Source organism: Saccharopolyspora gloriosae (genome assembly GCF_014203325.1).
GTDB classification, from domain to species: Bacteria; Actinomycetota; Actinomycetes; order Mycobacteriales; family Pseudonocardiaceae; genus Saccharopolyspora_C; species Saccharopolyspora_C gloriosae.
The window spans coordinates 3,513,729-3,539,935 of the sequence record NZ_JACHIV010000001.1 but is presented as its reverse complement, the minus strand read 5'-3'; the positions used below and the strand labels follow the sequence as shown (position 1 = coordinate 3,539,935).

The following is a 26,207-nucleotide window of genomic DNA, read 5'->3' as shown; positions in this document are numbered from 1 at the left end:
GGGCGAATTCGTAACACGAGAAACCCGCCGTGGCTGCTTATGTTCCGTGATCAGCGCCTACGTAGTAAGTCTCTACAACAGTTCAACCCATCTACTTGCTCGGGCACTGAATGATGGTTGCGGCGAACTGGTGCTCGTTGGCGCTAAGTCGGTAGTGGAGTTTTTCAGCGTGGGTGACGATGTCAGTGTGTGATCGTTAGATCGGTTCAAGAAGTGTAGAAATCATAGTTACATGTTCGTCTGAATCGAACTCGAAATGAAGATACCGACCGTTCGCTTCGTATCGGTCAAAATTTGGGCCGACTCGCTCCGGGGTGCCCAGGAGCGCTGTTACTTCTGTGCGGCTTGCGGTAGGAGAGAGTCCATCGACCAGTGCTGTCGGTCGCGGATAAAGCGCATAGGTCTCATCTTTACTGTCCGGCTGCGTGCGTATCATGATCGAAACCAAGACGTCATCTTCGAAGATGAAATCTGTTCCGGACGGCTTGAAGATGAAATGTGTTGACTTTTCGCCATCGAAGTCGAGCTCCTCGACTTCCATGTTTGGTCCAACTAGTGCGATTGCGTCGAGAATGCGATTATCGCCCTGGCGGTATCCCAGTACATCTAGCATTACGGCTACTTCGCCAGTGACTGTCATCCAATTCCCTTTTCTCGGTTCAGTTGACGCATGGTTTCGATGGCTGCATCGACCTCTTCGGCTGAGTAGCCATGGTCGATAAGGTTCTTTCGGGCTGTATTGTAGTCCCTGCTCGCTGCAGTGCCAAGATCGGATGCGTCGGTACTGATCTGATCCTGGGTGTTTTTGTGCCGCCACGTGTCGCCCTTGGCGTGAACTTCCCTCGGGACCTCGATAGCGATTCCTTCGTTGTGGAGATCCCTTCTTTCTTGAGGGGTTAGTTTGCGGCCCAATTCTTCTTCTTTGGCTTTCTTGAGTGCGGCTGACGACGGGATGTGGTCGTGCTCCAAATTGTCGCCGACCTTCTCGTATTTTTTGAGATCGCTGTACTTCCCGACATCGAGGGGTTTTACATTTCCAGGCGTCACGACCTTCGCGCCCTTGCCGACGAGTTTGCCGCCGGTGGCTCCCCATCCCACGAACGGGATCATTGCGGCTGCTGAGAGTCCGGCGTTGGCGTAGTCGCCTTCGGCGGTGTACCAGGCGGCGTTGGCTCCGTCGGCGAGCTCGCCGATGCCGGGGACGAGGCCGCCGAGGTCGAGGACGAAGTGCCCGATGTCGGAGAGCGGGTTGCCGGTGTCCTCGGTTTTGCCCCAGGGGAGGCCTTCGTCGCTTCCGGCGGCTGCGGTGAGTTGGTCGGCGGTGTAGCCGTATTCGCCTGCGGTCTGGTTCCCGTCGGCGTTGTCCGCGGTGTAGTGGGTGCCGCCGTAGAGAGCGGTGATGCTGTTGGCGCAGCGGCGTTGCGCGGCCATCCAATCCGCGATGGCCTGGTTGACGGCGCTCATGATCTGGCCGTCGCGGTCGACGAGGTCTCCGTCGTCGGTCCAGTCCTTCTCGGGGACAATGCCGGTCTTGGCGCTGGCGGCGAGTTCGGAGTTGCTGGGTTTCTGGTTCTCGTAGCTGTGGATGTCGGCGACGAGCTGTTCGGCTTGGGCTTTCAGGTCGCGCAGGCGCTGCTGGATGGGGCGGACCTCGTCGGCGTAGGCCTTCAGCGCGCCGGAGACCTGTTCCACGTCGCGGCCGATGTTCCCGGCGACCTGGGCGACGGGCGCGGTGGCCTGGAGCAGCTGGCCGGACTCCGGGGCGATGTAGGCGGGCGCCAGGGCCTGCCAGTTCGCGTGCACGTCCGAGCCGGTGTCGGCGATGCCGGTACCGGCGGTGCCCACTGCTGCGGCGTGCGTGGACAACGCGCCCATGTCGCCGGGGATCTGCGGGATGGCACCCGGATTGATCACCGGTGGCCTCCCGGCATCTGCGCCCGCGGGTCCGGGGCGTTGGCGACGCCGCGTTGGGCGTTGAGCACCATCTCGTGGTCGCCTTGCAGGTAGGCGTTCACCGCCGTGGTCGCCCCGCCGATCGCCGATTCGACTCGGGAGTACACGAATCGCAGGTCCCGGCCGGTGGCTTCGGCGAAACCCGCGAGGGCTTCGCTGATGATCCCCGAGGTCGCCTGTCCGGCGGCGCCTTCCATTTCCGAGAGCATCGACTCGACGTGCCCGTCGAATTCGGCGGCCGTGCTCGCCGTCCGCCCCAGAACACCCCGCACCTGCTCAGGGTGAATGTCCCATTGCACCGATCGACTCCTCTATCGCGTCGAGCTGAGAGCTGTACCGATGATCAGCCGATGCCTTGCACGGCGGAACGGGCGCGGGAGAGCGCGTTGCCCGCGGAGTCGTCGTTCTGCGTCATGGTCTGCTTGACGAGCTGGATGATCTGGCGGACCTCGCCGGCCGCGGACTTCCACCGCTGCTCGACGTGGTGGTACTCGTCGGATACCCCGTCGGCCTGGAAGTCCGCCATCGCTGCGGCGACCGCCTGGTCGCGCTGGCCGATGACCGCCTCCAAGCGGCCGACGATGCCCTGGAGGTCGCCCTGCACGGCTTGCGAGGTGCCGGTGTCGAAACTGCGTCGATCCATCGTCATGATTTCTTCTCCCCCAGGTCAGCGGGCGCCGAAGCGGGCCGCGTCGAAGTTGGCACCGGCCTGCGTGGACGTGGCGTTGTCGGCCATTTCGGTGTCGCCCTGCACGAAGGAGGTGTCCATGCCGGACTGCCCGCCGAGGATCGCGTTCAGCGATCCGTTCAGCTCGGCGGTGATCTCGTCGGCGCGCGCCTTGAAGCCGTCGAACGCCGCGCGTCCGGCGCCGTTGAACTTGCCCTCCAGCGGTTCGGCAGCGGCGATCAGCTGGCGGATCAGCGTGCCCAGGTCGTCGCTGGAACCCTGCGTCTGCTTGGTCAACGACGACAGCGTCGACGACCCCATGTCGAACTTCACGTCACACCTCACCAGTCTTCGACCCGGACGTTTCCGGGACAGATCGTAATAGGCCGATCAGCTCCTGTGGGCCGAACCGTCGAAATCAGCACGCCCGTTCGCCGGTACGCGCTGGGTTATCGCTGCGCAGCCCGTTTCGAGCATTCGGACTATGCCCTCGTGATCTAGTCGTGATCAACGAGTTCACGCAAGATCGAATGTGGATCGCCCGATATGTCATGTTTCCTCGATCATCGCGGTCTGCACCACGCGCGCCGTGTCGCCGGGGCGGATGAACATGCCGCGGCCTGGTGGCAGCGTCGAGGGCCGGACGCCGGGGAAGAGCTGTCCTTCCGAACGATCCCCGGACATCAGCAGGCTCAGGCAACCGGACTCCCGCACGCCCAGCACGAACGGTTCGAACAGCCCGCGCGCCGCGCCCATCACCCGCCGGGTCAGGACCACGTGCAGTCCGAGCTCCCGGCCGGAAGCCAGGTAGGGCACGAACGGGGCCAGCGGCTGGTTGCCGGAAGCGGCGAGGACGTCGTAGTCGTCGATGACCAGCACGATCTTCGGGCCGTTCGAGTTCCCCGCCGCTCGCCGGTTGGACAGTTCCTTGGCGACCGACATCGCGAGGTCGTTGGCCAGCGCGTGGTTCGATGCGTAGCCGCCGAGGTGGGATTCGGTAACGAGTTCTGCCAGCGCGTGGCGGGGGTCGAACACGGCGAAAACGATCTCGTCCTCGGAGTACTGCTGGAGCAAGGTCGTGGTGACCAGCTTGAGCAGGTTCGTCTTGCCGGTGCCGGTGTCGCCGAGGGCCACGAAGTGCTGGTCGCGGCCGAACAGGTTCAACGTGGCGGGCTCGAAGTCGTGCTCGAAGCGACCGAGCGCGATGGTTCCGGGCTCGGTGGTGGGGAGATCCTGCGGGGCGAGCACTGCGGGAAGCACTCGCACTTGTGGTGGCACCGGGCCGCTCCAACCGTCGCGCACCAACGCTGCCGCATCCGGCAAGCCTGAGCCCGCGGAGTCGGTCGCGGAATCCAAGCGGGGGAGTGCGACCTGGGCGTAGAGCTTGTCGGCGGTCAACGCCCTGCCCAGCTGCTTCGGGCCGATGCCTCGGGCGAGCTTGCCCTCGATGCTCGACTCGGCCGCGTCGTTGAGCCGCAGTTCGATGCGGTTGCCGAAGGTGGCCTGCTGCGCGCCGCGCACCTCGTTCCACCTGCGGGCGGTGGCCACGACGTGGATGCCGTAGCGCGCACCCCGGGAGAGCAGGTCGTGCACCCGGGCCTCGATCGCCTCGAAGTCACTGGCGAGCTGCCCGTAGCCGTCGATCAGCAGCACGACGTCGGTGCAGGGCAGGTCGGACTGAACGCCGCGCAGCTGGGCGATGTCGTCGATCTGTTCGCGCTGGAACAGCTTCTCCCGCTGGGCGAGCATGGCGTGGACCTCGTCGATGGTGCGCCGGATCCGCTCCCGGTCGTCGCGGGCGGCGACGCCACCGACGTGCGGCAGGTCGGCGAGTGCGCGCATGCCGCTGCCGAGCAGGTCGATGCCGTAGATGCCGACGTCGACGGGCCGGTGCGCGCCGGCCAGGCCGAGGGCCAGCGTGCGCAGCGCGGTGGTCTTGCCCGCGCCGGGACCGCCCAGAACCATCAGGTTTCCGCCTGCCACCGACAGGTCCAGCGTCCACGTTCCCTGCCACTGGTGTGCCGGATCGTCCAGCAAGCCCAGCGGAACGGGCAGGCCGCCGTCGCCGGTGTTGCGCAACCGCAGTCCTTGCTCGGTGAGGTCGTAGCCGCCTGCTGCCACGTCGAGGGAGATCCCGGCGGGCATCGGCGGCAGCCACACCGGGCGAACCGGTTCGGCGGCGCTTTCGAGCTGCCCGACGATGGTCGACAGCAGCGTCGGCCCCACCGTGCGCCGGGTCGCCTTCGGCTCCTCGGCGTGCTCTTGGCCGCCGGTGGAGCCGTAGCGGGGGAGTGCGTGCACCCGCGGCAGTGCGGTGTCGGCGGGCTTGTCGCGCGTCGGTTCGGTGAGCGGCCCGGAAACGTAGGCGGACTTGAACTGGTCGTACACGCTGGTGTCGACCTTGAGGTATCCGGCGCCCGGCACCGGTGGCAGGTGGAAGGCGTCCGGGGTGTCGAGCACCGTCCGGCTCTCCATCTCCGACAACGTCCGCAGCCCCAGCCGGTAGGCCAGGTAGGTGTCCAGACCGCGCAGCTTGCCGCCTTCGATGCGCTGGCTCGACAACAGCAGGTGCACGCCGATGGACCGGCCGATGCGGCCGATGCGCAGGAACAGCTCGATGAACTCGGGTTTGGCGGTCATCAGCTCGCCGAACTCGTCGATCACCACGAACAGGTGCGGCAACGCGGGCAGCTCGGCCGGTTCGCCGTGGGCGGCGCGGTACTGCTCGTACTCGTCGAAGTCGACGCTCTTGCCTGCGTCGGCGAGCAGCTGCTGCCTGCGCTCGACTTCCCCGTCGAGGCTGGAGTACATCCGCTCGACCAGGGAGGAATCGGATTCCAGGTTGGTGATCAGTCCTGCCGTGTGAGGGAGGTTCTCGAACGGGGCGAAGGTCGCACCGCCCTTGTAGTCGACAAGCACCAGGCCGAGCTGGCTCGGCGCGTGGGTCGCGACCAGTGCGAGGACCAGCGTGCGGAGCAGTTCGCTCTTGCCCGTGCCGGTCGCCCCGACGCACAGGCCGTGCGGCCCCATCCCGAAGCGAGACGGTTCCTTCAAGTCCAGCAGGGTGGGGGCGCCGAGCGCGGTCACACCGATCGGGATCCGCAGGAAGTCCCGGTCGCCTCGGCGCGCCCACATCCGCGCGAGGTCCAAGCGCGCGGGATCGTCGATGTTCAACAGCGCCAGGAAATCCGCGGGCGGAATGCCCGATCCGTCGTCGTAGGAGTCCGCCGACAACCGCAGCGGCGCGAGTTCGCGGGCCAACCCCAGGGCGAACGCGTGCGAAGCCGGTTCGAGGGTGCCGCTGACGGTGACGGCGGGGGAGAGCTGTTCGACGGTCACCTGCTCGCCGATGGTCACTCGGCTGGAGATCTCGCTGGGCTCGTGCAGCCGGTCGGAGAGCAGGTGCAGCACCGTGACGCCGAGCAGGCCGAAGCCGACGCCCTTGTCCGGTGTCGGCAGGACGTGCGCGATACCGCCGAATGCATCGTCGATCACCACGAGCCGCGAGCGGGTCGTCGCCTCGGATGCCCGCGCACCGTGGCGGAGTGCTTGCGCGGCACGGGTGGCGCGGTCGGCGAGGTCCTCGGACAGCAGCGCGGCCAGCGCGGCGGCATCGGGCGCGAACAATGGCTGCGGCCCGGCCGCACCGATGTTGGCGCGGTCGAGCGCGTGCGGCAGCCAGCGCACCCATCCCCACTGCGATTCCCGCTCGGGCGGAGTGATCACCGCGATCGTGACGTCGTCGGGTGCGTGCGTGGCCGCGAGTTGCAGCAGCAGTGCCCGCGCAGCGCCCAGGACGTCCTCCCGGTGCTGCGCGATCAGCGAGACGTCACCGGCGCGGTCCAGGTCCACCCGCAGCGGAAGGTCCGGGACGGCGCCGAACCTGCGGCGCAGCGCTTCCGCTTCGGCCAGCATGAACGGATCGGTCGGGTTGACCGGCGTGCCTTCGACCCGCATCCGCAGCTCGCGCACCTGCCGGTGTCCGCTGCCGACGCGCAGCAGCAGGAAGTCGCCGTCGCGGCGGCGCCGCTCCCACAACCGAGCCGGGTCGTGCACGAGATCGAGCAGGCTGCCCACCGGCGGATCGGGCACCGCCGCTCGGGTCTGGAAGGTCTTCTCCCAGCCCCGCAGGTCCTCCCGCAGCTCTTCGAGGTGGTCGAGGTAGCGCTCGCGCTGCTGCCGGCGCTTGCGGGTCGCCTGCCCGCGCTGGGTGAAGTAGAAGACCCCCGCGGCGCACACCGAGACGAGCATGACCACCGCGCCCAACGCGGCGAACCCGCTGCGGAAGAACATCATCATGACCATCGCCGCGGCGGCACCGGCCATCGGCAGCAGCGCCTGCACTCCGGCGGCGGTCTTCCCCTCCGGCAGCAGCGGCGGCGGGTCCAGGTCGAGCGGCGCCTGGTCTTCGATCGGGCGCACCGTGCGTGCAGGTCGGTGAACCAGGCGGGTCGTCACTGCGTCTCCTCGTCGTACCGGCGATCGGGTCGCGATCCGCCCCTCACCACTGCCGCGCCCGGTGCAGCACCCACGCGGCGAGCCGGGAGGCTTCGGTGAGCGTCGGCTCGGCGATCCTGCCCGGGTTGATCGGCGCCCCGGAGGCCACGTGCCGGTCGTGGGGCAACGACACCACCGGCAGCCCGAGCCGTTCGAAGGCGGCGCGGGCCGGAGCGTTCCGCAGGGCGTCCCGCCCGTGCGGGTGCAGCGAGTTGAGCGCGATCACCACGTGCTGCAACGCGCCGGGTGCCAGGCGTGCGAGCGCGTCGGCCGTCGTGCGCACCCCGTCCGGTGTCGCGGGAACGACGACGATCACCGCGTGCGCATCGGCCAGCACCGCGTTGTTCGCGGGGGCGGCCATCCCGGTCGTGCAGTCCAGGACCGAGACCGCGAACAGTCGCGACAACGCCCTGGTCAGGTCACGCACCAGCTGCGGTCGCTGCCCAGAGCCACCGGGCACCACCCACAGGCCGCCGGTGGTGCGCGGCAACAACTGCTCCAGGCTGGTCAGGTTCTGCCCGCTGGCGGTCATCAGCGCGGGAGCGGCCCCCGGCAAGGTCATCGCGGATTCGATACCGAGCCGCCACGGCAACGAACCGAACTCGGGCTCGGCGTCCACGGCGAGCACCGGCTCGGCCCGCCGAGCGGCGAACACCGAACCGACCAGCGCCGCCACCGCCGTCTTGCCCGCACCACCTCGCACCGAGGTCACCGCGATCCGGCGGCCCGTCGTGACGGGCGCCTGCACCGCGGTGAGGATCTCCGCCAGCTCACGCGGCTGCTTCGTGCTGGAGAACGCGCGCACGACGGTGCGGGCGACCCGGCGAGGCAGCGGATCTCCATGCGCCACACGCCCGACCAGATCGCCGGGAGCGTGCGCAGCGGGAGGAGCCGGAGGCCCGCCCGCTGGTCCTGGCGGCTGGTTGGCCTGCTGGCCCGGCGAGAACGACTGCCGGTTCGGAAGGGGAGGGCCCGGCTGCTGACCCGCGCCAGGTGCCTGCCGAGGTGGTGTCCTCGGGTTCACCGAGATGCGCTGCGTGGCCGATGGTTCGGCGTTCTGCTCCCAAGGTGGCCGGTTGGTTGCTCCGCCGCTCCACGGGCGCGCCGCAGGAGGGCCCGGCTGCCCGCCGGGCTCGCGATCCGCTGTGGACACTGAAGGCCTTCCTAGGTCAGAACAGTTGCAAGAGGTCCTGGTACAGCCCGAACACCCCGACGGCGACCGGCACCATCGCCACGACCGCCACACCCTCGACCCGGTCCACGACCTGTCGAGCGCGCGCCCGCGTGTGCGCGGCCGGGCGGTAGGCGAGTGCCAGGAGCCCCGCACCGGACAGGGCGAGCGCCACGAGCACCCCACCCCACCACTGGGACGGCGACACCAGCGACCAATGACGCACCAAACCGCCCACGACCACGAGAGCAGCCGTGACCAGGCTGATCACTTCGACCGTCAACGGGCACGCCCGCACGCGCGCGAAGGTCGTGATGCCGAGCAGGCACGCCAACGCGATCGCCCACCCGTTCGCCGCGTGCGCGAGGTGCCACCCGGCCAGCGCCGCCGACGCCGCGGTGAACACCACCGCGAGCGCGAGCCCGCGATGCGCCGAGTCCAGCGCGGCGCGCACCGACGTCCGAGCGACCGGCTGCTCACCCGCCCGCACGTCGTCCAGACGGGTCAGCCCGGAGGTCACCAGAGCGAACCGGGGCAGCAGACCGAGCAGGACGGTCGACACGATCCCCGCCACCGTCGCGGTCCCCACCACGTCGAGACCGGACACGAGCGGAACCACCCACAACAGCAGCATCCCGAACAGCACGCCCGCACCGGTCGCCGACGCGCGGAACCGCGAGTTCGCCATCCCGGCCGCCAAGACCAGCACCGCGACGATCAGCGTCCACGCCGACCAGCGCTGCGGCCACCCTTCCAACAAGAACGGAACCGACATCGCACCGACCGAAGCGCCTGCCGCCAGCACGGCCGTGCCGACCGCGCGCACCCCCGCAAGCGCGGCACCCGTTCCCGCTGCCACCAGGACCAGCCCCGCGACGAGCAACGCCACCGGCGGAATGGCCGCCACCGCGAGGTACCCGGCCCACGCGGTCGTCACGGCGATCACCGCCGTCGCCACCCACCGCCGAGTACCGTCGCTCCACCTGCCGGGGCGCCGCTCCAGGTCGTCGGCGACCTCCTCGGTCACGTCGTGGACCACGGAAGGCATCGGAGCATCGCTGACCCGGTCGACGCGCACCAGCGCACCGTCCGGAATCGCGGACGACCGCAGGCTCTCGGTGAGTTCGACGACCTGGCCGTCGACCAAGGACAACCGGTAGGACTCCGGCGTCGGAGGCGTCGGGAAACCGAGGATCCGCACGATCTCGGGCAACAACTCGCCCAACGGCGTCTCTGCGGGCAGCACCAGATCGACCCGGCGCCACGGGGTCGCGAGCGTGAGCCGGGTGAGCGTTCCGGCGGCGGACGGCCCCGTCACTTCAACACCTGGCCGACCGTGCTCTGCTGGCGCATCTGCTGCTGGGTAAGCACGTTCTCCAAGAACGACCACCCGACGCAGCCCGCGCATCCCACCGCCGCGACGACGACACCGATCGCGAACCGCTTCAGGTTGTCGACCATCCCCAACCGGCGATGCGCCTGTCCCCACAGCAACGACTCGCGCAGCCGACCACGCCGAACCGCGACCGACTCAAGAAGCTGAGCGTCATACTCCCGTGCCACTTCCGGGATGCTACCCAGCACCACCCCGCCAACGGGGAGGGACCGACGAAACGGCCGCGGAAGCAAGGTCCCAGACCCTGCCGAAATTCTCCGCTCGGGCAGGACCCGCGGATGGGCGGTCCGGAACGAGCGGCAAGAAGGTGGCCGATGGAGCGAGTGGAAAAGGAGCGCGAGCGCCAATTCGTCAACAGGTGACAACATCTCGTCAACAGGTGACGACATCGCGTCAACCAGCGGTAACGTGCGTTGTCAACTGCAGGTAACACCCTCGGGCTCAGAGGGGGTGCTGGTTACTGCCGGTTAATGAAGGCACTACTCTTCCGATCACCTACCGGACCGACTGCGGGAAGGGGGTGATGCGCGTGTTCCGGCATGGCTGCTGCTGCGAGGAGTGGCACAAGACCATGCGGATCGTGGTCTACGTGATCGCGAGCCTGGTTCACGGGCTGGTGCTGGTCAGTACGGCATTGCCGTACTGACCAGCACCCCGAATGGCTCGGCGGCCGGCTGTCGCTGCGGGGGCAACCGCAGCGTTGATGACTCCGGTCGTCGAGCCACCTCGTGAGGCGTCAGCTTCGTCGAGTCGACGGATGCCGCTCTCAACGCTCACTTGACTAGGAACGAGGCTACAGCGCCGTGCAAGGACACTTGCGAAGCCGCCTCGTTCGTCATTGCACGACGATGGGCGAACTGGCACTGCGTTGGTTGGCTGCGCGTGCGCGCGGCCGAAGTTTCTCCCGGTAGATGCGCTCCGAATCGAGCCTATGCGGACCGTGCTCGGTCGGTTCTCGGTGGGAGCATCCCGGAAGGTACAGCGCGTCGTTGTGCATGGTCGTTTCCCGTGCCGATGCCGTGTACTTCGGGGGCGTTCCTGAAATCCCAGCTCCCGAAGGGCGCTCTCCCCTCGCGTGGAGGAGCCCGTTTCATAAGAGGGGGCGACGCGGTGTGACGTGTTCTCGCCCGCCGTGGGTATGGACTTGTTCTACTTTGTGGGCAGCGATCATGGAGGACGACATTGCAGCGCAATTACTTCGTGGCCCGCAGCGCCCGGAGGTTGCTGTCGGGAATTTGGGAGAGCGGTCTCAAGGGGGATGAGCTGTGGGCGAGGATGACTGCACGATCTCGCTGGAGACGTTGCGCCAGGTGTTCAACGAAGCCATAAACAACCTCGAGGAGCGCGTCGGAGACGTCGTCGAACTCGACGAGGACTTCTTCTGGTCCGTTCCCCGTGAAGCCCGCTACGACCCCTACAGTGCCCCAGCTTCTGAACAGCTCACCCTTGGTCAGCTGACGTCGTCGTGGAACGCGCTCAAGCGGATGCACGCCACCGGCGAGCACATGAACGAGCACACCTTGGTGTGGGTCGCCGAGATCCTCCAAATCCTCGGCCAGCCACCACGGTGACCAGGTGGTCGAGCGGCTCGCGACGAAGTCGGCACTGGCCGCCGAGTTGTCGGCGAGCCACGGGCGGACGCTACCGTCGCGACATGAGACCCTTCGAAAACGTGCAACACGGTCCCTAAAACCCCAGTTCGCGAAGGGTGCTCTCCACACACGTGGAGGTGTTCCGTGGTCACCAACGGGAGGTCGCGAGCAGCCCGAGTGCTCTCCACACACGTGGAGGTGTTCCGCGGTGGCGATCAGCCACGGCTCGCCCAACCGCGTGCTCTCCACACACGTGGAGGTGTTCCGGTCACGAACCGCGTGCTCGCCGACCGGCTACGGTGCTCTCCACACACGTGGAGGTGTTCCGCGGAGAGCAGCCGCCCCGAACCGGGCGTGTTCGTGCTCTCCACACACGTGGAGGTGTTCCGTCGACGACGCGGACGTCGACGAGTGAGCCGCCGTGCTCTCCACGCACGTGGAGGTGTTCCGACCGTGTCCTACCGGGTCCAGGAGACCGGCGGTGCTCTCCACGCACGTGGAGGTGTTCCGTCGCGCAGCGCGGTGCGCACGGCGGGCAGTTCGTGCTCTCCACGCACGTGGAGGTGTTCCGCGCAGCAAGATCCGCCCGGAGTGCGTACGGCGTGCTCTCCACACTCGTGGAGGTGGTCCGGTGATGCGGTCGGCGTTCGAAACCGTGCTGGTGCGCTTTCCACGGATGTGAAGTGGGCCCGTTGCGGACTTGGCCGTCGGCGGTGTCGAGCAGTGCTGAGTGCGTGCGGAGGTGAATTGATCGTTCGGCTTCCGTTCCGGCGATCTTGCCGTGGTAAAGCCTGGGCAATGGCATCTTCGGCAACGTCCGAGCTCGATCTCGGCTGATCACGCGATTCCTCCTTGGTTGACCGCGCGGCTAAATTTGCCTCATGTTTTCCGCTATAGAGGAAGATCGAGATTTCTGCTGGTGGGTGGGCCGGCCAGCTGCATCGCCGCAAGCGTCCCGTTCGGGGCGTGGGCGATGCGGTGTGGTGGCGGCGTGATGGTCTTCGGCCCCGAGGAGGAGACTGCGGGAGACGTAGGTCGCAGGCCGTGCCGAGCAGGGCCGCGCAGCGACAGGCGGTCGGGCCGGAACGCCGCGGGTTCCCGAGGCTTTCGGTCGAGCTGCCCCCGCAGCACGAAGGTGTTGGCTCCGGAGAGTCCGCCCGTGCTCTCCGCTCAAGCTGCGCAGGCATTGCTTCGGATCATCCTGTCCGGCGCGGTAGGCGACTGCCTGGACACTTCGACCCCCGACGAGTGAGGAAGCACGGCATGCCACTTCGGTTCGCCTTCTATGGACGCGTGTCCACTGAGGACCAGCAAGATCCGGAATCATCGCGGAACTGGCAACGTACTCGTGCACAGGCTCTGATCGAATCGCACGGTCGCATCGCTGCCGAGTACTTCGACGTAGGGCACTCGCGGTCGTTGCCGTGGAAGCGGCGGACGGAGGCGGCTCGGCTGCTTCACGCGCTTAAGGACCCGGCGCGAGGTTTCGACGCGGTGGTCATCGGTGAGCCACAACGTGCGTTTTACGGCAACCAGTACAGCCTCACCTACCCGGTGTTCGAGCACTACGGCGTCGGATTGTGGGTTCCCGAGGTCGGCGGCCCGATCGATTCGGTGTCCGAAGCACACGACCTGATCATGGGCGTGTTCGGGGGGATGTCGAAGGGGGAGCGGAATCGGATCAAGGTGCGGGTCCGGACGGCGATGCAGTCGCAGACCGAGATCGAAGGACGATTTCTCGGTGGCCGGCCGCCGTACGGGTATCGGATCGTGGATGCGGGGCCGCATCCGAATCCGGCGAAGGCGGCTGATGGAGTTCGCCTGCACAGGCTGGAGCCCGATCCCGTGACTGCGCCCGTCGTGCGGCGGATCTTCGCCGAGTACCTGGCGGGTGTCGGGATCTACGCGATCGCGGAAGGGCTTACCCGGGACGGCATCGCCTGCCCGAGTGCTCATGATCGAGAGCGAAATCGGCACCGCAGTGGTGTCGCCTGGTCGAAGGGTGCTGTTCGGGTGATCTTGCGGAACCCTCGGTACACGGGGCGGCAGGTGTGGAACAAGCAGCGCAAGCAGGAGTCGTTGATCGACGTCGACGACGTCGCGCTCGGGCATCGCACGAAGCTGGCGTGGAACCCGCGGGAGAGCTGGGTGTATTCGGCGGCGCCGGCTCACGAGGCGATCGTCAGCGATGAGACCTTCGCTCAAGCTGAAGAGGTCGCCGCGACCCGTTCGGCGAAGCATCCTCGTCGTGCTCAGGCGCGGGTGAAGCACCGCTACGTGCTGCGCGGCCTGCTGTACTGCGGGCTGTGTCACCGGCGGATGCAGGGGCAGAAGAGCCGTCACCAGCTCTACTACCGGTGCCGGTTCACCCAAGAGTACGCGCTGGCCAACGAGATCGAACATCCGGCCAACGTCTACCTGCCCGAGCACGGAATCCTCGACGAGCTCGACCACTGGATCGGCTCGGCGCTGAAGCCACCCGCGCTGGAGCGGACCCTGGACGCTCTGGCTAACGCGCACGAAGACGACACCGGACAGGCGGAGGTGGCCGAAGCGCAACGGGTCATCGACGACTGCGACGGCAAGCTCGCCGCGCACCGCCGTGCCCTGGAGGCAGGGGCGGATCCCGGGTTGGTCGCCGGGTGGATGCGTGAGGTTCAAACACGGCGAGCCGAGGCCACTGCTCGGTTGCGGCGCATCCGCCACGGTGGCCAACGGCAACTCACCCGCGAGGAGATCCACCAACTCGTCGCCCGGATCGGCGATCCACACGAACTGCTCCGCAACGCGGACAACGACGACAAGGCCGACCTCTACGGCAACCTCGGTCTCCGCCTCACCTACCATCCCCACAACGACGAAGTCCGGGTCGAGATGACTCTCGACCCGGACTCGTTGGGGTATTGGCGCGTGTCCGAGGGGGGACTTGAACCCCCACCAGTGGGAGGAATCCCCGTTCGTGGGATTCATCTCCATGCCTGCGAAGTTAGCATACGGTGTGCAGTTTGTGTCTGATATCCCCGAGTGAGGGGCGTCGAGTCGTGGTTTAACCCGCGTGTCGTGGGTGGTGTTGTGGCGCGCTGCGTGGCTCGTGTGTGGCTATTCGAGTGGGGGCGCGTCATGGGTGGCGTGTGTGGGGCGTTCCAGATCTGGTTGATCGGCGGCCCGGTAAGGCGGATACAGCACGATCCGGTCCTCGTTGCGGATGTCGTCCGTCAACATCTTTAGGACTTGTAACAAAAATAATCTTGGTGACACGGTAGCCGCGGGTTGATCTTGTTGTCGTCAGTGGAGGTGTTTGGTGGCCCGGCGGTGACCGTGGGAGGTCGACGACGAGTTGTGGGAACTGCTCGAGCCCGTGCTGCGCAGGACACGCGGGTGCCGGAGAAGGGTGGGCGTCCCCGGATCGATGACCGAACGACGTTCCAGGGCATCTTGTTCGTGTTGCACACCGGTATCCAGTGGAAGTTTCTGCCTCAGGAGTTGAGGTTCGGCTCGGGGATGACGTGCTGGCGTTGGTTACGCGACTGGCACGAAGCCGACGTGTGGACGCGACTCCAGCAGGTGCTGCTGGCCACGCCGCGCGGGGCTGACCAGCTCGACTGTTCCCGTTCGGTGGTCGATGCCTTTCATGTGCGGGCCATGCGAGGCGGCCCAAAACAGGGCCGGGCCCGGTAGACCGCGCCCGGCCGGGCTCGAAGCACCACATGTTCTCCGATGCGCGCGAAACCCCACTGGCGGTGACGTTTACCGATGGCAACCGCAACGACGTCACCCAGCTGATGACGCTGACCCACGCCATTCCCGGTGTCCGAGGACGACGCGGACGGCCCCGATTCCGGCCAGAGGTGGTCTATGCCGATCATGCCTACGACCACGAAAAATACCGGCACCTGCGCCGGCATCGCCGTACTACACACGTGATCACCCGCCGCGGCGACGGGCACGGATCCGGTGGTCCGGTGGGTCATCGAACGCAGCCTCGGCTGGCTGCACTGGCCACGCCGTCTACGTACTCGCTGGGAACGCCGCGCCGACACCCACGACCGCCTCCTCCAACTCACCACCTGCCTCGTCCAACACCGACGCACCCAAACATTCTGTTAGGAGTTCTTAGAGCGTGTCTCGTTTGGATCTTGACCCGCCGTCCGGGATGATCGTCCATTGTGGTTGATGCGTTGTCGCGCCGGTTGGTTCCTGACGAGCTGTGGGAGCTGGTCGAGCCGTTGATTCCCGAGGTTAAGGACCGCCCGCAGGGTGGTGGTCGGGCGCCGGCGAACCCTCGGATGGTGTTCACGGCGATCGTGTACGTGCTCACCAGCGGGTGCGCGTGGCGGTGGCTGCCGCCGTCGTTCGGCGTCAAGGTCCCGACCGCGCACCGGTGGTTCGTGCGCTGGACCGAAGCGGGCTTGTGGGCACGGATCCATCACGCGATGCTGGACGAGTTAGGTGGTCAGGGCTTGATCGACTGGTCCCGCGCGGTGGTTGACGCCGCCCATGTTCGGGCGAAGAAAGGGGATCTATGACCGGTCCGAGCCCGGTCGATCGGGGCAAGCCTGGTTCGAAACTCCACATGCTCTCCGACGCTACCGGGCTGCCGATGGTCACCGGGATCTCGGCAGGCAACACGGCTGATGGTGACGCGATGATCCCGCTGGTCAACGCGATCCCGCCGGTCCGCTCCCGCCGCGGGCCGCGACGCCGCAAGCCCGCGAAGTTGCATGGCGACAAGGCCTATAACAGCCGCGCACGTCGCCGATGGTTGAGAGACAAGGGAATCCGACCCCGACTGGCCCGCAAGGACATCGAGCCCAAGGAACGCCTCGGCCGCCACCGGTGGGTCATCGAACGCTCCATGGCCTGGTTCACCGGCTACCGCCGCCTGACCCTGCGCTACGAACGCCGCGCCGACACCTTCAAAGCCTTCCTCGCCCTGGCAGCCGCCCTCGTCTGCTTCAAACGACTCCAACACGCCAAGTGAGACGCGCTCTTAGACGTCGAACTCGCTCTCCACGCTTGTTACTGGCTAGGCACATCAGCACTCAAAACCGACCGCGACTGAAGCGCTGGAGCGATGTAGTTGTAGCAGGCGAAGACTCCGGCGAAACCGAACACCCACGATGCCCAGCGCCAGCTCGTGGCGCACCCCGACCGACCCGGAAGGCTGGTGCGGCACGAACCGCCAGGCCGCGAGCAGCGCCACCGCGCCCAGCACCGGCACCGCGACGAACGTCCAGCGCCAGCTCAGCTGATTCGCAGAGTGCTGCCCAGCAAGCCATGACGCGCGGAGAGACCTCAGCACAAGCCAAAGCGGCCGAAGAGTGGCCAGACCTTCCGTGCCAGTCAAAAGCGCCGAGCTCTCGTTTCAAGCTCTCAGCGCCCAGTTCGCCAGCCTTCACTCAAGCAGATTCGGTAATTCAGGAGTATTCATTGTACCGAATGCGATGGACGCAACCACAATTCACCGGCCCGGACGAAACAGGGACGCAACGGTTCTGGAGCGTCAGCCTGAGTTGCTCGGGGTGATTGTCGGGACCGTGGTCGTTGCTGTGCACGCGCAGGTGGAGGAGTCCGAGGAGTGCGCCGCCTGCGGTAGCGAGCGCGAGCTCGGGGTCGGTCGTCCCGAAGTGCCCGGCTGATATGGCTCGACGGATGAAGGCCGCAATCGTTGCTGAAGTGCAGAACAAGGTGTGGCCGCTGAACGAAAACGGTTCCGTGGCTCCCGTGATCGCCCAGGCGCTGCCCATGGTCGAAGCCGCCGAGGCGCGGAACCGACCCCGGTTGCTCGGCTCGACCACACCTCGATCGACACCATCGCGCTTGTCGATGCTGCTGGGGCAGGGACGGGCGATTCGTGGGCGGATGATGTCAGAGGGTCTTGCGATATACCTCGTCCTTCTTCATGACGAGGGACAGGCATTGGTCGGGGCGGGTGAGTACGGAGATGTCGTTGAGCGGGTCGCCGTCGACGATGATGAGGTCGGCGGATGCGCCGGGGGGCAACGGTTCCGATGTGTCCTTCGAGTCCGGGCAGCCGGGCTGCGGTTGTGGTGGCGGAGCGGATCACGTCGATGGGTCGCTGGACCTGGGTTCGCAGCGTGAACTCGTCGAGCTGGCGGACCTGCATCTCTCCGATGAGGTCGGTGCCGTAGACCAGGTTGACGCCGGTGCGGTGGGCGAGTTCGAGCGCGGAAAGGCCGGCGTCGAGGACCTCGCGGTTCTTGTCGTGGCTGCTCTTCGTCATGCCGATCTCGAGGCCGACTTCGTCCATCGCGTGGTAAGTGGCGAGGGTGGGTACGAGGAAGGCGTCCTTGTCGACGAACTTCCGCGCCGTGGTCTCGTCGATCAGGTTTCCGTGTTCGATGCAGCGCAGCCCGAGGTCGAGTGCGTTGGCGATCGCTGCGGCGAGGTAGGTGTGGCCGGTGACGTAGCGGCCCGCGGCGGTGGCCTCGCGGGCGGCGACGGCGATTTCCTCGTTGCTGTATTGCACCGAGGAGATGCTGTCGGTCGGGGAGGACACTCCGCCGGACAGCATCAGCTTGAGGTGGTGTGCGCCGGTGCGCAGGACGTCGCGGGCGGCGGCGCGGACCTCGTCGGGTCCGTCGGCGATCCGGGCGATGGACGGGCAGCGGCAGCAGTCGTTGCGGCTGACGTCGCCGGGTTGGCGCCCGTCGCCGTGTCCTCCGGTTTGGGACAGGGCGGCGCCGCCGTAGATGAGACGAGGGCCAGCGATGATCCCGTCATCGACGGCTTGGGCGAGGGCGAAATCGGCGCCGCCGGTATCGCGGACGGTGGTGAAGCCGCGCTGGAGCATGTCCTGCAGCGACCGGACGGCCTTCGGGATGAGGTAAGAGGGCAGCCAGGACTGCATCAGAGGTAGGTTCAGGCTTTGGAAATAGGTGTGTACGTGACCGTCGATGAGCCCTGGCAGGAGGGTCTGGCCACCGGCGTCGATGATGCGGTCGGACGTAGCGGTGTGCACTTCGGTGGTGGGGCCGGTTTCGCGGATCCTGTGGTCGACGATGAGCACGGCCTGATCCGGGGTGCGAGTCCCGGTGACAGGGTCGAGCACGGCGGCGTTGGTGAACAGTGTCGTTGTCATGGGGCCTCCGCTGGGTGTTGCTGGGCTCGTAGAGGTGAGGTGTTGTCGAGATCGTTTTGGAAGGCGTGCGTCCGGTTTGCTCGCCCCGGCTGACGACGAGGACGGTGATCGGCAGTGCCGCGACGAGCACGAGGAAGACGCCGGTCAACCCGGGTTCGCCGTACAAGTGGCCGACGGCGATAGTGATGGCGCCGACGCGTCCATGCCGACAGTGGGACAGCGGCGCACTCTCGGTGTCGGGCTGCGTGTTGGTTGTCGTGATGGTGGCCGACGGGCCCCGCGTACACGGGGCGACTGAACCCGATCGCCGCGGCGGAGCTCGCCGAAAGGAACATCCCCGCGTACGCGGGGCCGACACTTCTTGACCTGGTGTTTTATCTCGGGTAGGTGCGGTTATTATTCACTCCGGCTCGTGGCCCGGCGTGGAGCTTGGTCGTCGGTTCATGGGTTCCCGGGTTCGCAGTACGGCGGCGTAGGCGAGTGTGGGCGTTGTTCTGAAGAACACCCGGTTAGGTGACCAGGAAATCCTCCCACTGCGCGACCCCATTTCGCGGTGCGCGGACGGATCCTCCCAAAAATCGGCACGGCGGATCCGGGAAGATCCAATGTGAGATCGACACCACAATACCAAAAAGCCCGCTGAACTGCACTTTCGTACTAGATCAGCGGGCTTCCTCGACCGTCGGGACGACGAGATTCGAAGCCACGATCCCTTGACTCCCGGCTGCACTGGCGGTCAGCGGCATGCTCAGCTCTCAGCGTACTTGGCAAAGTAAAGGGGTCTGCGCGAAAGCTGTATGGGGTCTAATGAGAGTGTTTCGATACTACGACGTCGTACGCCCTGACCCCCTTTATCGGGGAATCGTTACGCCGCTGACGAAAGTGGTTCGGTTGGAGCGCGGAGCGGGCGGCTGGGGGAGCGCCGCCGCATCTCGGCAGGAGCGATCGTTGTTTCCGGGAAACGAGAGCGTGGTGCTGCGTGATCGGGTGCCATTCCGGTTAGGGTGCCCCGGTGTCAGGGACGGATGTGGTCGCCGAAGGCGTGTCGGTGCGTGGGAACAGGGGGCCGGTTTTCGAGAACGTCTCGACCGCCGTCGAGGCGGGCGGCGTGCTGCTGGTTCGCGGCCCCTCCGGTTCCGGGCGGACTTCGCTGCTGCTCGCGCTTTCCGGCCGGATGCGGTTCGTCAGCGGAGCGGTGCGCGTCGGGGAGCACTTCCTGCCCGGTGATGCCGCCGCGGTTCGCGAGACCGTGGCGCTCGCCCGCGCACCGGTGTGCGAATTGGAGGAGCGGCTGCGGGTCGACGACCTGATCGCCGAACGTCGCTGGATCGACCGGGTCGATTCCTCGGCCATCTGCGCTGCGTTCGAACTCGTCGGGGTCGACGTGCCGGGTCGAGCAGTGGTCGAGGACCTGGACCCGGCGACGAACGTGTTGGTCGCCGTCGCGCTGGCGGTGGCGCGCGAGCCGGGGGCCGTGGTTGTCGACGAGCCGGACACCGGGTGCGGGCCGGACGGGCGTGCGCAGGTGTGGGGCGGCCTCGGCCGGGTGCGTGAATCCGGTACCACGTTGTTGCTCAGCACCACGGACTTCCCACCGTGCTTCCCGGACGCGGTACCGGTGGTGCTGCCGCAGCGCAGCGCGGACCGGCTGGCCAGTGCTGAACGCCCGAACTGAAGCGGAGGATCGGTAGCCACATGACCGCCGTCAAACTGGCCCTGCTGGAGTTGCGCAGGTTCCGCGGCCCGCTGCGAAAACTGGTCCCGCCGCTGCTGTGCCTGATCCCGCTGCTGTACGGGGCCATGTACCTGTGGGCGAACTGGGATCCCTACGGCAAGCTCGACCGCATTCCGGTCGCCGTGGTCAACCAGGACCACGTCGCGCACACCGCGCAGGGGCAGCGGGTCGACGCCGGGCGAGAAGTGCAGCAGCAGCTCAAAGCGGCCGGGACGTTCCAGTGGAGCTTCACCGGCGAGGACGAGGCGCGGGACGGGCTGGAGCAGGGGCGCTACTACTTCACGATCACGATCCCGTCCGATTTCAGCGCGAAGCTCGCGACCGCGAGCAACACCGTGCCCGAGCAGGCCGGCATCGACATCCGGCTCAACGACGCGAACAACTACATCGCCGGGATCATGACGGAGGTCGTGCAGCCCCGACTTCAGGACCAGATCAACGCGGCGGCCCACGGCGCCTACGTGCGCAGCATCTACGGCGAGCTCTCCGACGTGAGGGACCGCTTGAGCGCGGCCTCCAACGGCGCGCACCGACTGCTCGGCGCCACCGAGGTGGCCCAGCAGGGAACCGGTTCGCTCGTCTCGGGGAGCGGCGCGCTGCACGACGGAGCGGGGCAGGTCAGCGACGGAGCCGCGCAGGTCGCCGAAGCCACCGGGCAGATCGACCAGGTCACCGGTGAGCTCAACCGGGCGGTCGCGGACCGGCTTCCCGCCGTCGCGGACGCGATGGTCGACACCGCCGCCGAGGTGGATCGCGGAACCGCCGCTGCGCACGCGGCCACCAGCGCGGTCAAGCAGGGCACCGAGCGCGGAATGGCCGACTTGGACGAACTCGTGCGCGCTCGTCCCGAGCTGGCCGACGAGCCGATCGTGCAGCGGACGCGCGAGCACGCACGCGATCTCGACGCCCGCGCCGGCCGGGCGGATCAGGACGCGGCGCGCAGCCAGCAGGAGGCGGGCCAGGCGCTGGCCCGAGCGCAGGAAGCCCGCGACGACGTCGGGCAGGCCCAGCGCAAGGTTCTGGACGCGAACGTCCCGATCCGGCTAATCGACTCCGGAGCCCACTCCGTCGCGGAAGGATCCCGGACGATCACCACGGGTCTCGGCGCGCTGGAAGAGGGCTCCGGCACGATGCGGACCGCCGCGGATCAGGCCAACTCCGCGGCCGCGGACCTCACCCACACCGTGGACTCGGCGTTCGGCCGCATTCCGGCGACCAACTCCGACCAGGTCACCGAGGCCGCGCGGGTGCTGGGCACCCCAGTGCGCATCGATCGGGAGAATCTGAACCCGGCCGGGCCTTACGGCCGAGGTTTCGCGCCGTTCTTCTTCAGCATCGCGCTGTGGGTGTTCGGGCTGTTCGCGTTCCTGCTGCTGCGGCCGGTGAACCTGCGCGCCCTGGCCGGACGCGCCGGCTCGTTCACCATCGCGGTCGCCGGATGGATGCCGGCGGCGATCCTGGGCGGCCTCGGAGCGCTGATCCTCTACGCCGTGGTGGACCTCGGGTTGGGGCTGGCGCCGCGGCACGCGATCGCGTGCGTGCTGCTGATGCTGGTCGGGATCGCGGCGTTCACGGCGATCGACCACTTCCTGCGCACCGCTCTCGGCGTACCGGGAGACGTGGTGTCACTGGTCCTGCTGGTGCTCCAGCTGACCTCCTCGGGCGGGCTGTACCCGATGCCCACCACACCGGTGTTCTTCCAAGCGCTCAACCCCCTGCTGCCGATGACCTACCTCGTCGACGGGCTGCGGGTAACGATCTCCGGAGGACTCGCGGAACACCTGGTGCGGGACTTCGCGGTGCTGGGCGGGTTCCTGGTGGTGTTCCTACTGGCGACAACGCTGGTGGTGCGTAGGCAGCGAATGTGGACGGTCTCCCGGCTGCACCCGGATGTCGTGTTGTGAGGCCGCGGGGGGTTATCGAGGCCGCGACGGCCCGGCTCCGTCGAGCCCACCGCCTTTCAGGCCCGTCACCAATGAGTTGCAGCCGGTTCCGACCGTACGGAATTACCGCACAAACTCACATCTGCACTGGTGCGGGACCGCTTCACCGGTACCGCAGTGCTTTCCTCACAGCAGGCATCCGATCTGGGAACCTTGGGCTACGTCGCCCGCGCCAGCGGGTTGGCGGTAGATGCCCGGTGGGACCACCCGGTGCTGCCTCCGCCGCAGAAGCGCCTCTGCTACGAGCAGACTGGGGGCGACGTGTTGGCCCGTTTTTCCGGGAGGGCTGAGGAGATCGGTCGTTCGATCGAGATGATCGCGCACTTGGTGAAGCAGATGGACGGCCGGGTTTCCGCTACGAGTGAGCACGTCGACGACGTCGGTAGGCCCGGTCGTTCCGGTGTGGGCATCACCGAAGGTTGGAGGGCACTATCGTTCACCGGGTAGAGCTCGCGGTGGATGGGCGATTGAGCCGAGTAAAGGTCGCCTACCCGAGCTTCTTCAAATGGGCAGCGCTGCCGGTGGCGTTGAACAACACGATCGTTCCCGATTTTCCGCTGACAAACAAAAGTTTCAACTTGTCCTACGCGGGCAACGGGCCTCTAAAGTCCGGCGGAGTGCCCGGTCGATTGCGGTAGTCGACACGGTCGAACGCCGAGGGCGGCTGGTGTCGGTGTCCTTACTGGTCAACAGGTTTAAGGATGGCCGCGACGAGCCGCCGCGCACGCAGGTGGCCGCGGATCGTGCGCGAGGAACGGAACGGCCGCCCACGCCGCGCCCCTCCGACGAGGGCAGTAGCAGGGCCAGGCGGGCCCACTGGGCGTCAGTTGGGTGTCAGTCAGGACAGCGGTGCGCGACACTGATCAAGTGTCGCCCACCCTGACCACCCAATTTGGAAGACACGCCCTAGTGGTTCGGCTGGGTCGTGGGGCCGTGTTGACGGGCGGATGCGAAGACCGCGGCCGTCGTGGCGACCGTGGGCACGGCGAGGAGCAGCAGCGCGGGTTCACCTGTACCGCCGAGCAGATCGGTGTGCAGTACCAGCGCGAAGGTGAAGCTGACGGTGTTGTTCAGAGCGTGGAGGACCACGGCCGTCTCGAGCCCACCCGTACGCCAGGTGATGAGTGCCGCGCCGACGCCGAGCGTCAGGTAGTTCAGGTTCAGCCACGGGTTGCTCTGGAAGTGGATCGCGCTGAACAACGCTGCGGAGACCACTACGCCGACGATCAGTGCGGTGCGCGGGTTCCGGTTCCAGCTGCTCGCGACGCGCAGGACGAGACCGCGGAACCCGAACTCTTCCCCCGCTGCCTGCAGCGGGGTCAGCAGCAGGGTGACGGCGAGGAGGCCGATCAGATCCGCGCTGTTGAACTGCGCGGGCTCGACCGGGGTCACGAGCGAGACGATGGCGATGCAGAGAATCGCCAGCGGGCCGGCGAAGAGAAGCGCTCGTCCGAACTCGTCGAACCGGAACCGGGAGACGACCGAGATCAGAGAGCGCCCCCGGACCCCGTAGAGCCAGCGCTGCACGAGCATGCTCCACGGGATGAGCAACGCAATGGAGGCTGCCCCGGCGGCCTGAAAGAGGATCGTGACGTCGTCACCGCCGAGCGTCGGGTTGACCCTCCCCATGGCCAGGTCGACTTGGGCCGCCAGCCAGGTGATCACCGATCCGAACCCGAACAGCCCGACGACCACCAGCACGATGGCGGCGACGCCACGTCCCACCCGTCGACGGTCGTGGACCAGCGCCCGGTGGAAGGGGACGCCGCCCGCGCGGTCGGTGCCGGTCTCCGCGGCGTCGACCGCCCACAATGCAGTGGTGCTACCTGCCATGCTGTTCTCCGCTTCTCGGTCGTCGGTGGGGAATACCTGTTCGCCGCGACCAAGTGGACACGTTGACGTGACGTCACACTCAAGGCTTGGCTGCGAGGTGATCACCGGCGCGGCGGCCGGCGGAGAGACGGACACGAGGAATGCGGAGCGGCTGGAGGGCCGGGATGGCGTGGAGCACCAGGGAGATCGCCGAGTTGGCGGGGACGACCGCGCGCACGGTTCGCCACTACCACCAGATCGGGCTGTTGCCCGAGCCGGAACGACGTAGCAACGGTTACAAGCAGTACGGCGTGACCCACCTGATCCGTCTGCTGCGGATCAAGCGACTCGCCGAGCTCGGTGTCGGCCTGCACACCATCGCCCAGCTAACCGATGACGAACATCCGGTGGAGACGTTGCGGGCCCTCGACACCGAGCTCAGCGAACAGATGAGCCGGTTGAGCAGGGCACGAGCCGAGGTCACGATGATGTTGGAGGAGCAGCTCGCCACGGATCTGCCGCCGGAGTTCGCGGTGACCGCGGCCGTGCCGATGTCCGACGCGGACAGGCGTCTGACCTCGGTTCTGGGGAGACTTCTCGATCGCGACGATCGTCGCGCCTACGCGAACCTGGTCGCTTCGGATGCGCGCAGTCAGGTTGACGACGATTTCGAGTGCTTTGCGGCCGACGCCGCAGAAGCCGTCCGGCACGACCTCGCCGTGCGCATGGCGGCGCACCTGGAGACGCTGCGCGAGCAGCACCCCGGTGTCTTCGAGCTGGGCTCGTCGGATCCCCGACGCTTCCACTGCACCGTCGAGCAGGTCTCGCAGGAAATCTACAACCCGGCTCAACTCGACGTGCTGCGCCGGACGACAGCACTGTTCTGGCAGGGCAAGGATCGCGACAGGCCGTCGACGAGTGATCCCGGTAGCTGGGCCTCATCGACGGGCGTCTTTGGTGACATTCGCCCTCGGCACCACCGCGCCGCGGTGGGTCGAGCTTGCAGTCGAGGGTGGAGGCCGCGCCACCGCAGACCGATCAAACATCGCCTACCCTGACCGCCCATTCTGGGAGACACGCCCTAGTGCGCGCGCTGCCGTCCGTAACGGATTGATCCGATGTACGGAAACCGGGCGTGGGGCTCTCACACGTGAGCCACACCAAGTACGGGTCTCTCAGCAAAGCCCCGATCACGCTCGGCAGCGGGCACTGGACGGCTGGCTCCGCGCGGCGACCAACATCGAGCATCGCCCGAGCCGCCCTCCGGCAACCTCACTCGTAGCCAGCTCAGGACATGTCAAGAAGCTACTCATCCATATGCAATGACGTCTTCACGTCACTGCTTCTCGTCGAGATTTGATGCTCTTGCGGCAGCCCAAGAGGGACGCCTTTATGCGACCCGCTCATATGCTGACCAAAAAGATCCGGCAGCGATTCTATCCGGGAGCACAGCAGGGGGCAGGGGAGACCGCCTTATTCCCATTCAGCGCTGAAAGTCCTGGAAGAGAGCGTCGAGTGCGCGTCCGACACGCTCGGCACCCCATCTGGAGACAAGTTCGTCGAATTTTTGGCACGCTTGTTCGAGGGCCTGTTCGAGGTCGCTAGAAGCAAGCTCCAGCAGGTCTGATACGCGGCCGGTCAGCCAAATCTGGAGCAGCGCGTCTTCATGTACCGGCTTCGGTCTCTGGACAGCCTGTCTGTGCATGGATCAACAGTATTAGGACGTAAGGACCAGTTGCATTCATCTCTTCGGGGTTACTCGGCGGTACTCCGCAACATACTGGGCTGGCCGCACCGGGCGTTACAGCCCGTGGGCGGCCGGAGGATTGGGCTGGTTCCCGACTGGAGGCGTTGACGCCCCTGGCGGGCTGGATCGGCTCATCGGCGAGGGGGCTCTGCGGTGCCTCCGGCGTCTCACCTCCGGTGGGGGTCAGGCGGCGGCGCCGGGAACCGGCCAGACCCGCCCAGAGGTGCCGCTTATGGGACAAGGTCCCTCTCGGATGAGTGCTACCCGTCGTGCTGCGGCGCAATATAATTAGTCACATTTGTGTGACAGGGAGGGCCATGGGGTAGTGAACGGGTTCGCGGATGCAGCTCAGCCGCACGGCGCGCGGATTATGGCATGCCGGCTTCGTGCTCAAGTGGGGCTGCCGATCGTCGAGGCGAAATCGCAGCGATCGAGCTTCAACAGTGGGATGAAACTTGGACGTTCGCTCCTCGTGTCCATTGTTTTGTTAGGTTCGCGCAGCGCATGATGGCAAGACTTCGGGTTCGTGGCCGACCGCGTCAGCACTCCAGCCGTCCGCGCGGTAGGCTCGCCCCTTTGGAAGCGAGCCGTC

At 66.9% G+C, this 26,207-nt stretch carries 20 protein-coding genes, 1 pseudogene and 1 CRISPR repeat array; of the genes and pseudogenes, 9 read left to right on the top strand and 12 right to left on the bottom strand.

The window, feature by feature from the left end; genetic code table 11:
• Window positions 1-196: 196 nt before the first annotated feature.
• The 9 genes from BJ969_RS15650 to BJ969_RS15610 all read right to left on the bottom strand — a co-directional run bounded on the left by BJ969_RS15650 (window position 197) and on the right by BJ969_RS15610 (window position 9,851).
• Complete coding sequence (locus tag BJ969_RS15650) at window positions 197-640, bottom strand: hypothetical protein (protein ID WP_184479643.1); 444 nt, start codon at window positions 638-640, stop codon at window positions 197-199.
• Complete coding sequence (locus BJ969_RS15645) at window positions 637-1,914, bottom strand: hypothetical protein (protein WP_184479642.1); 1,278 nt, start codon at window positions 1,912-1,914, stop codon at window positions 637-639. The genes BJ969_RS15650 and BJ969_RS15645 overlap by 4 nt, the downstream gene beginning before the upstream one ends.
• Window positions 1,911-2,252 (bottom strand): DUF6507 family protein, encoded by a 342-nt coding sequence (locus BJ969_RS15640; RefSeq protein WP_184479641.1) that lies wholly within the window; start codon window positions 2,250-2,252, stop codon window positions 1,911-1,913. The genes BJ969_RS15645 and BJ969_RS15640 overlap by 4 nt, the downstream gene beginning before the upstream one ends.
• A 44-nt stretch (window positions 2,253-2,296) precedes the next feature.
• Complete coding sequence (locus BJ969_RS15635; protein WP_184479640.1) at window positions 2,297-2,602, bottom strand: pore-forming ESAT-6 family protein; 306 nt, start codon at window positions 2,600-2,602, stop codon at window positions 2,297-2,299.
• Between the two features lie 18 nt (window positions 2,603-2,620).
• Window positions 2,621-2,953 (bottom strand): hypothetical protein, encoded by a 333-nt coding sequence (locus BJ969_RS15630; RefSeq protein ID WP_184479639.1) that lies wholly within the window; start codon window positions 2,951-2,953, stop codon window positions 2,621-2,623.
• Window positions 2,954-3,169: 216 nt separating this feature from the next.
• On the bottom strand, window positions 3,170-7,078 hold the full coding sequence (eccCa, locus tag BJ969_RS15625) for a type VII secretion protein EccCa (RefSeq protein WP_184479638.1): 3,909 nt from the start codon (window positions 7,076-7,078) through the stop codon (window positions 3,170-3,172).
• Window positions 7,079-7,121: 43 nt separating this feature from the next.
• Entirely contained in the window at window positions 7,122-7,967 is an 846-nt protein-coding gene (locus tag BJ969_RS15620) for a MinD/ParA family ATP-binding protein (RefSeq protein WP_343071432.1), read from the bottom strand.
• A gap of 319 nt (window positions 7,968-8,286) precedes the next feature.
• Entirely contained in the window at window positions 8,287-9,606 is a 1,320-nt protein-coding gene (locus BJ969_RS15615) for an EsaB/YukD family protein (RefSeq protein WP_184479637.1), read from the bottom strand.
• On the bottom strand, window positions 9,603-9,851 hold the full coding sequence (locus tag BJ969_RS15610) for a hypothetical protein (protein ID WP_184479636.1): 249 nt from the start codon (window positions 9,849-9,851) through the stop codon (window positions 9,603-9,605). The genes BJ969_RS15615 and BJ969_RS15610 overlap by 4 nt, the downstream gene beginning before the upstream one ends.
• Window positions 9,852-10,949: 1,098 nt before the next feature.
• Here BJ969_RS15610 and BJ969_RS15605 point away from each other — a divergent pair.
• From BJ969_RS15605 to BJ969_RS30615, 5 genes and pseudogenes are all read left to right on the top strand, one after another.
• Complete coding sequence (locus BJ969_RS15605; protein ID WP_184479635.1) at window positions 10,950-11,255, top strand: hypothetical protein; 306 nt, start codon at window positions 10,950-10,952, stop codon at window positions 11,253-11,255.
• A gap of 137 nt (window positions 11,256-11,392) precedes the next feature.
• Window positions 11,393-11,907: direct repeats of the CRISPR family, unit length 29 nt; unit sequence GTGCTCTCCACACACGTGGAGGTGTTCCG.
• 662 nt (window positions 11,908-12,569) lie between these two features.
• Window positions 12,570-14,291, top strand: a complete 1,722-nt coding sequence (locus BJ969_RS15600; RefSeq protein ID WP_221315834.1) for a recombinase family protein — start codon at window positions 12,570-12,572, stop codon at window positions 14,289-14,291.
• A gap of 322 nt (window positions 14,292-14,613) precedes the next feature.
• A pseudogene (locus tag BJ969_RS15595) lies at window positions 14,614-15,383 on the top strand (IS5 family transposase).
• Window positions 15,384-15,442: 59 nt separating this feature from the next.
• A protein-coding gene (locus BJ969_RS15590; protein ID WP_184479627.1) for an IS5 family transposase occupies window positions 15,443-16,257 on the top strand; the annotation gives its coding sequence in 2 pieces (ribosomal slippage) (window positions 15,443-15,791 and window positions 15,791-16,257; 816 coding nt in all).
• A gap of 139 nt (window positions 16,258-16,396) precedes the next feature.
• Window positions 16,397-16,528, top strand: coding sequence for a hypothetical protein (locus BJ969_RS30615; RefSeq protein WP_281398328.1), 132 nt, complete (start codon window positions 16,397-16,399; stop codon window positions 16,526-16,528).
• 251 nt (window positions 16,529-16,779) lie between these two features.
• On the opposite strand, the gene BJ969_RS15585 is transcribed toward BJ969_RS30615, so the two are convergent.
• Window positions 16,780-18,378 carry a metal-dependent hydrolase family protein gene (locus tag BJ969_RS15585; protein WP_246456872.1) on the bottom strand — a complete coding sequence of 533 codons (1,599 nt, stop codon included), beginning with the start codon at window positions 18,376-18,378 and terminating at the stop codon, window positions 16,780-16,782.
• Window positions 18,379-19,390: 1,012 nt separating this feature from the next.
• On the opposite strand from BJ969_RS15585, the gene BJ969_RS15580 reads away from it, so the two are divergent.
• The 3 genes from BJ969_RS15580 to BJ969_RS30155 all read left to right on the top strand — a co-directional run bounded on the left by BJ969_RS15580 (window position 19,391) and on the right by BJ969_RS30155 (window position 22,503).
• Window positions 19,391-20,053 carry an ATP-binding cassette domain-containing protein gene (locus BJ969_RS15580; RefSeq protein ID WP_184479633.1) on the top strand — a complete coding sequence of 221 codons (663 nt, stop codon included), beginning with the start codon at window positions 19,391-19,393 and terminating at the stop codon, window positions 20,051-20,053.
• Between the two features lie 20 nt (window positions 20,054-20,073).
• Window positions 20,074-22,017, top strand: coding sequence for a YhgE/Pip domain-containing protein (locus BJ969_RS15575; protein ID WP_184479632.1), 1,944 nt, complete (start codon window positions 20,074-20,076; stop codon window positions 22,015-22,017).
• A 129-nt stretch (window positions 22,018-22,146) separates the two neighbouring features.
• Window positions 22,147-22,503: an NADH-quinone oxidoreductase subunit D-related protein gene (locus BJ969_RS30155; RefSeq protein WP_343071431.1), complete on the top strand. Its 357-nt coding sequence runs from the start codon at window positions 22,147-22,149 to the stop codon at window positions 22,501-22,503.
• Between the two features lie 459 nt (window positions 22,504-22,962).
• Here BJ969_RS30155 and BJ969_RS15565 read toward each other — a convergent pair whose 3' ends face one another.
• A complete protein-coding gene (locus BJ969_RS15565; RefSeq protein WP_184479631.1) occupies window positions 22,963-23,889 on the bottom strand; it encodes a CPBP family intramembrane glutamic endopeptidase in 927 nt (308 codons plus the stop codon).
• A gap of 164 nt (window positions 23,890-24,053) precedes the next feature.
• On the opposite strand from BJ969_RS15565, the gene BJ969_RS15560 reads away from it, so the two are divergent.
• A complete protein-coding gene (locus tag BJ969_RS15560; protein ID WP_184479630.1) occupies window positions 24,054-24,926 on the top strand; it encodes a MerR family transcriptional regulator in 873 nt (290 codons plus the stop codon).
• A gap of 425 nt (window positions 24,927-25,351) precedes the next feature.
• On the opposite strand, the gene BJ969_RS15555 is transcribed toward BJ969_RS15560, so the two are convergent.
• Entirely contained in the window at window positions 25,352-25,573 is a 222-nt protein-coding gene (locus tag BJ969_RS15555; protein WP_184479629.1) for a hypothetical protein, read from the bottom strand.
• Window positions 25,574-26,207: the final 634 nt, after the last annotated feature.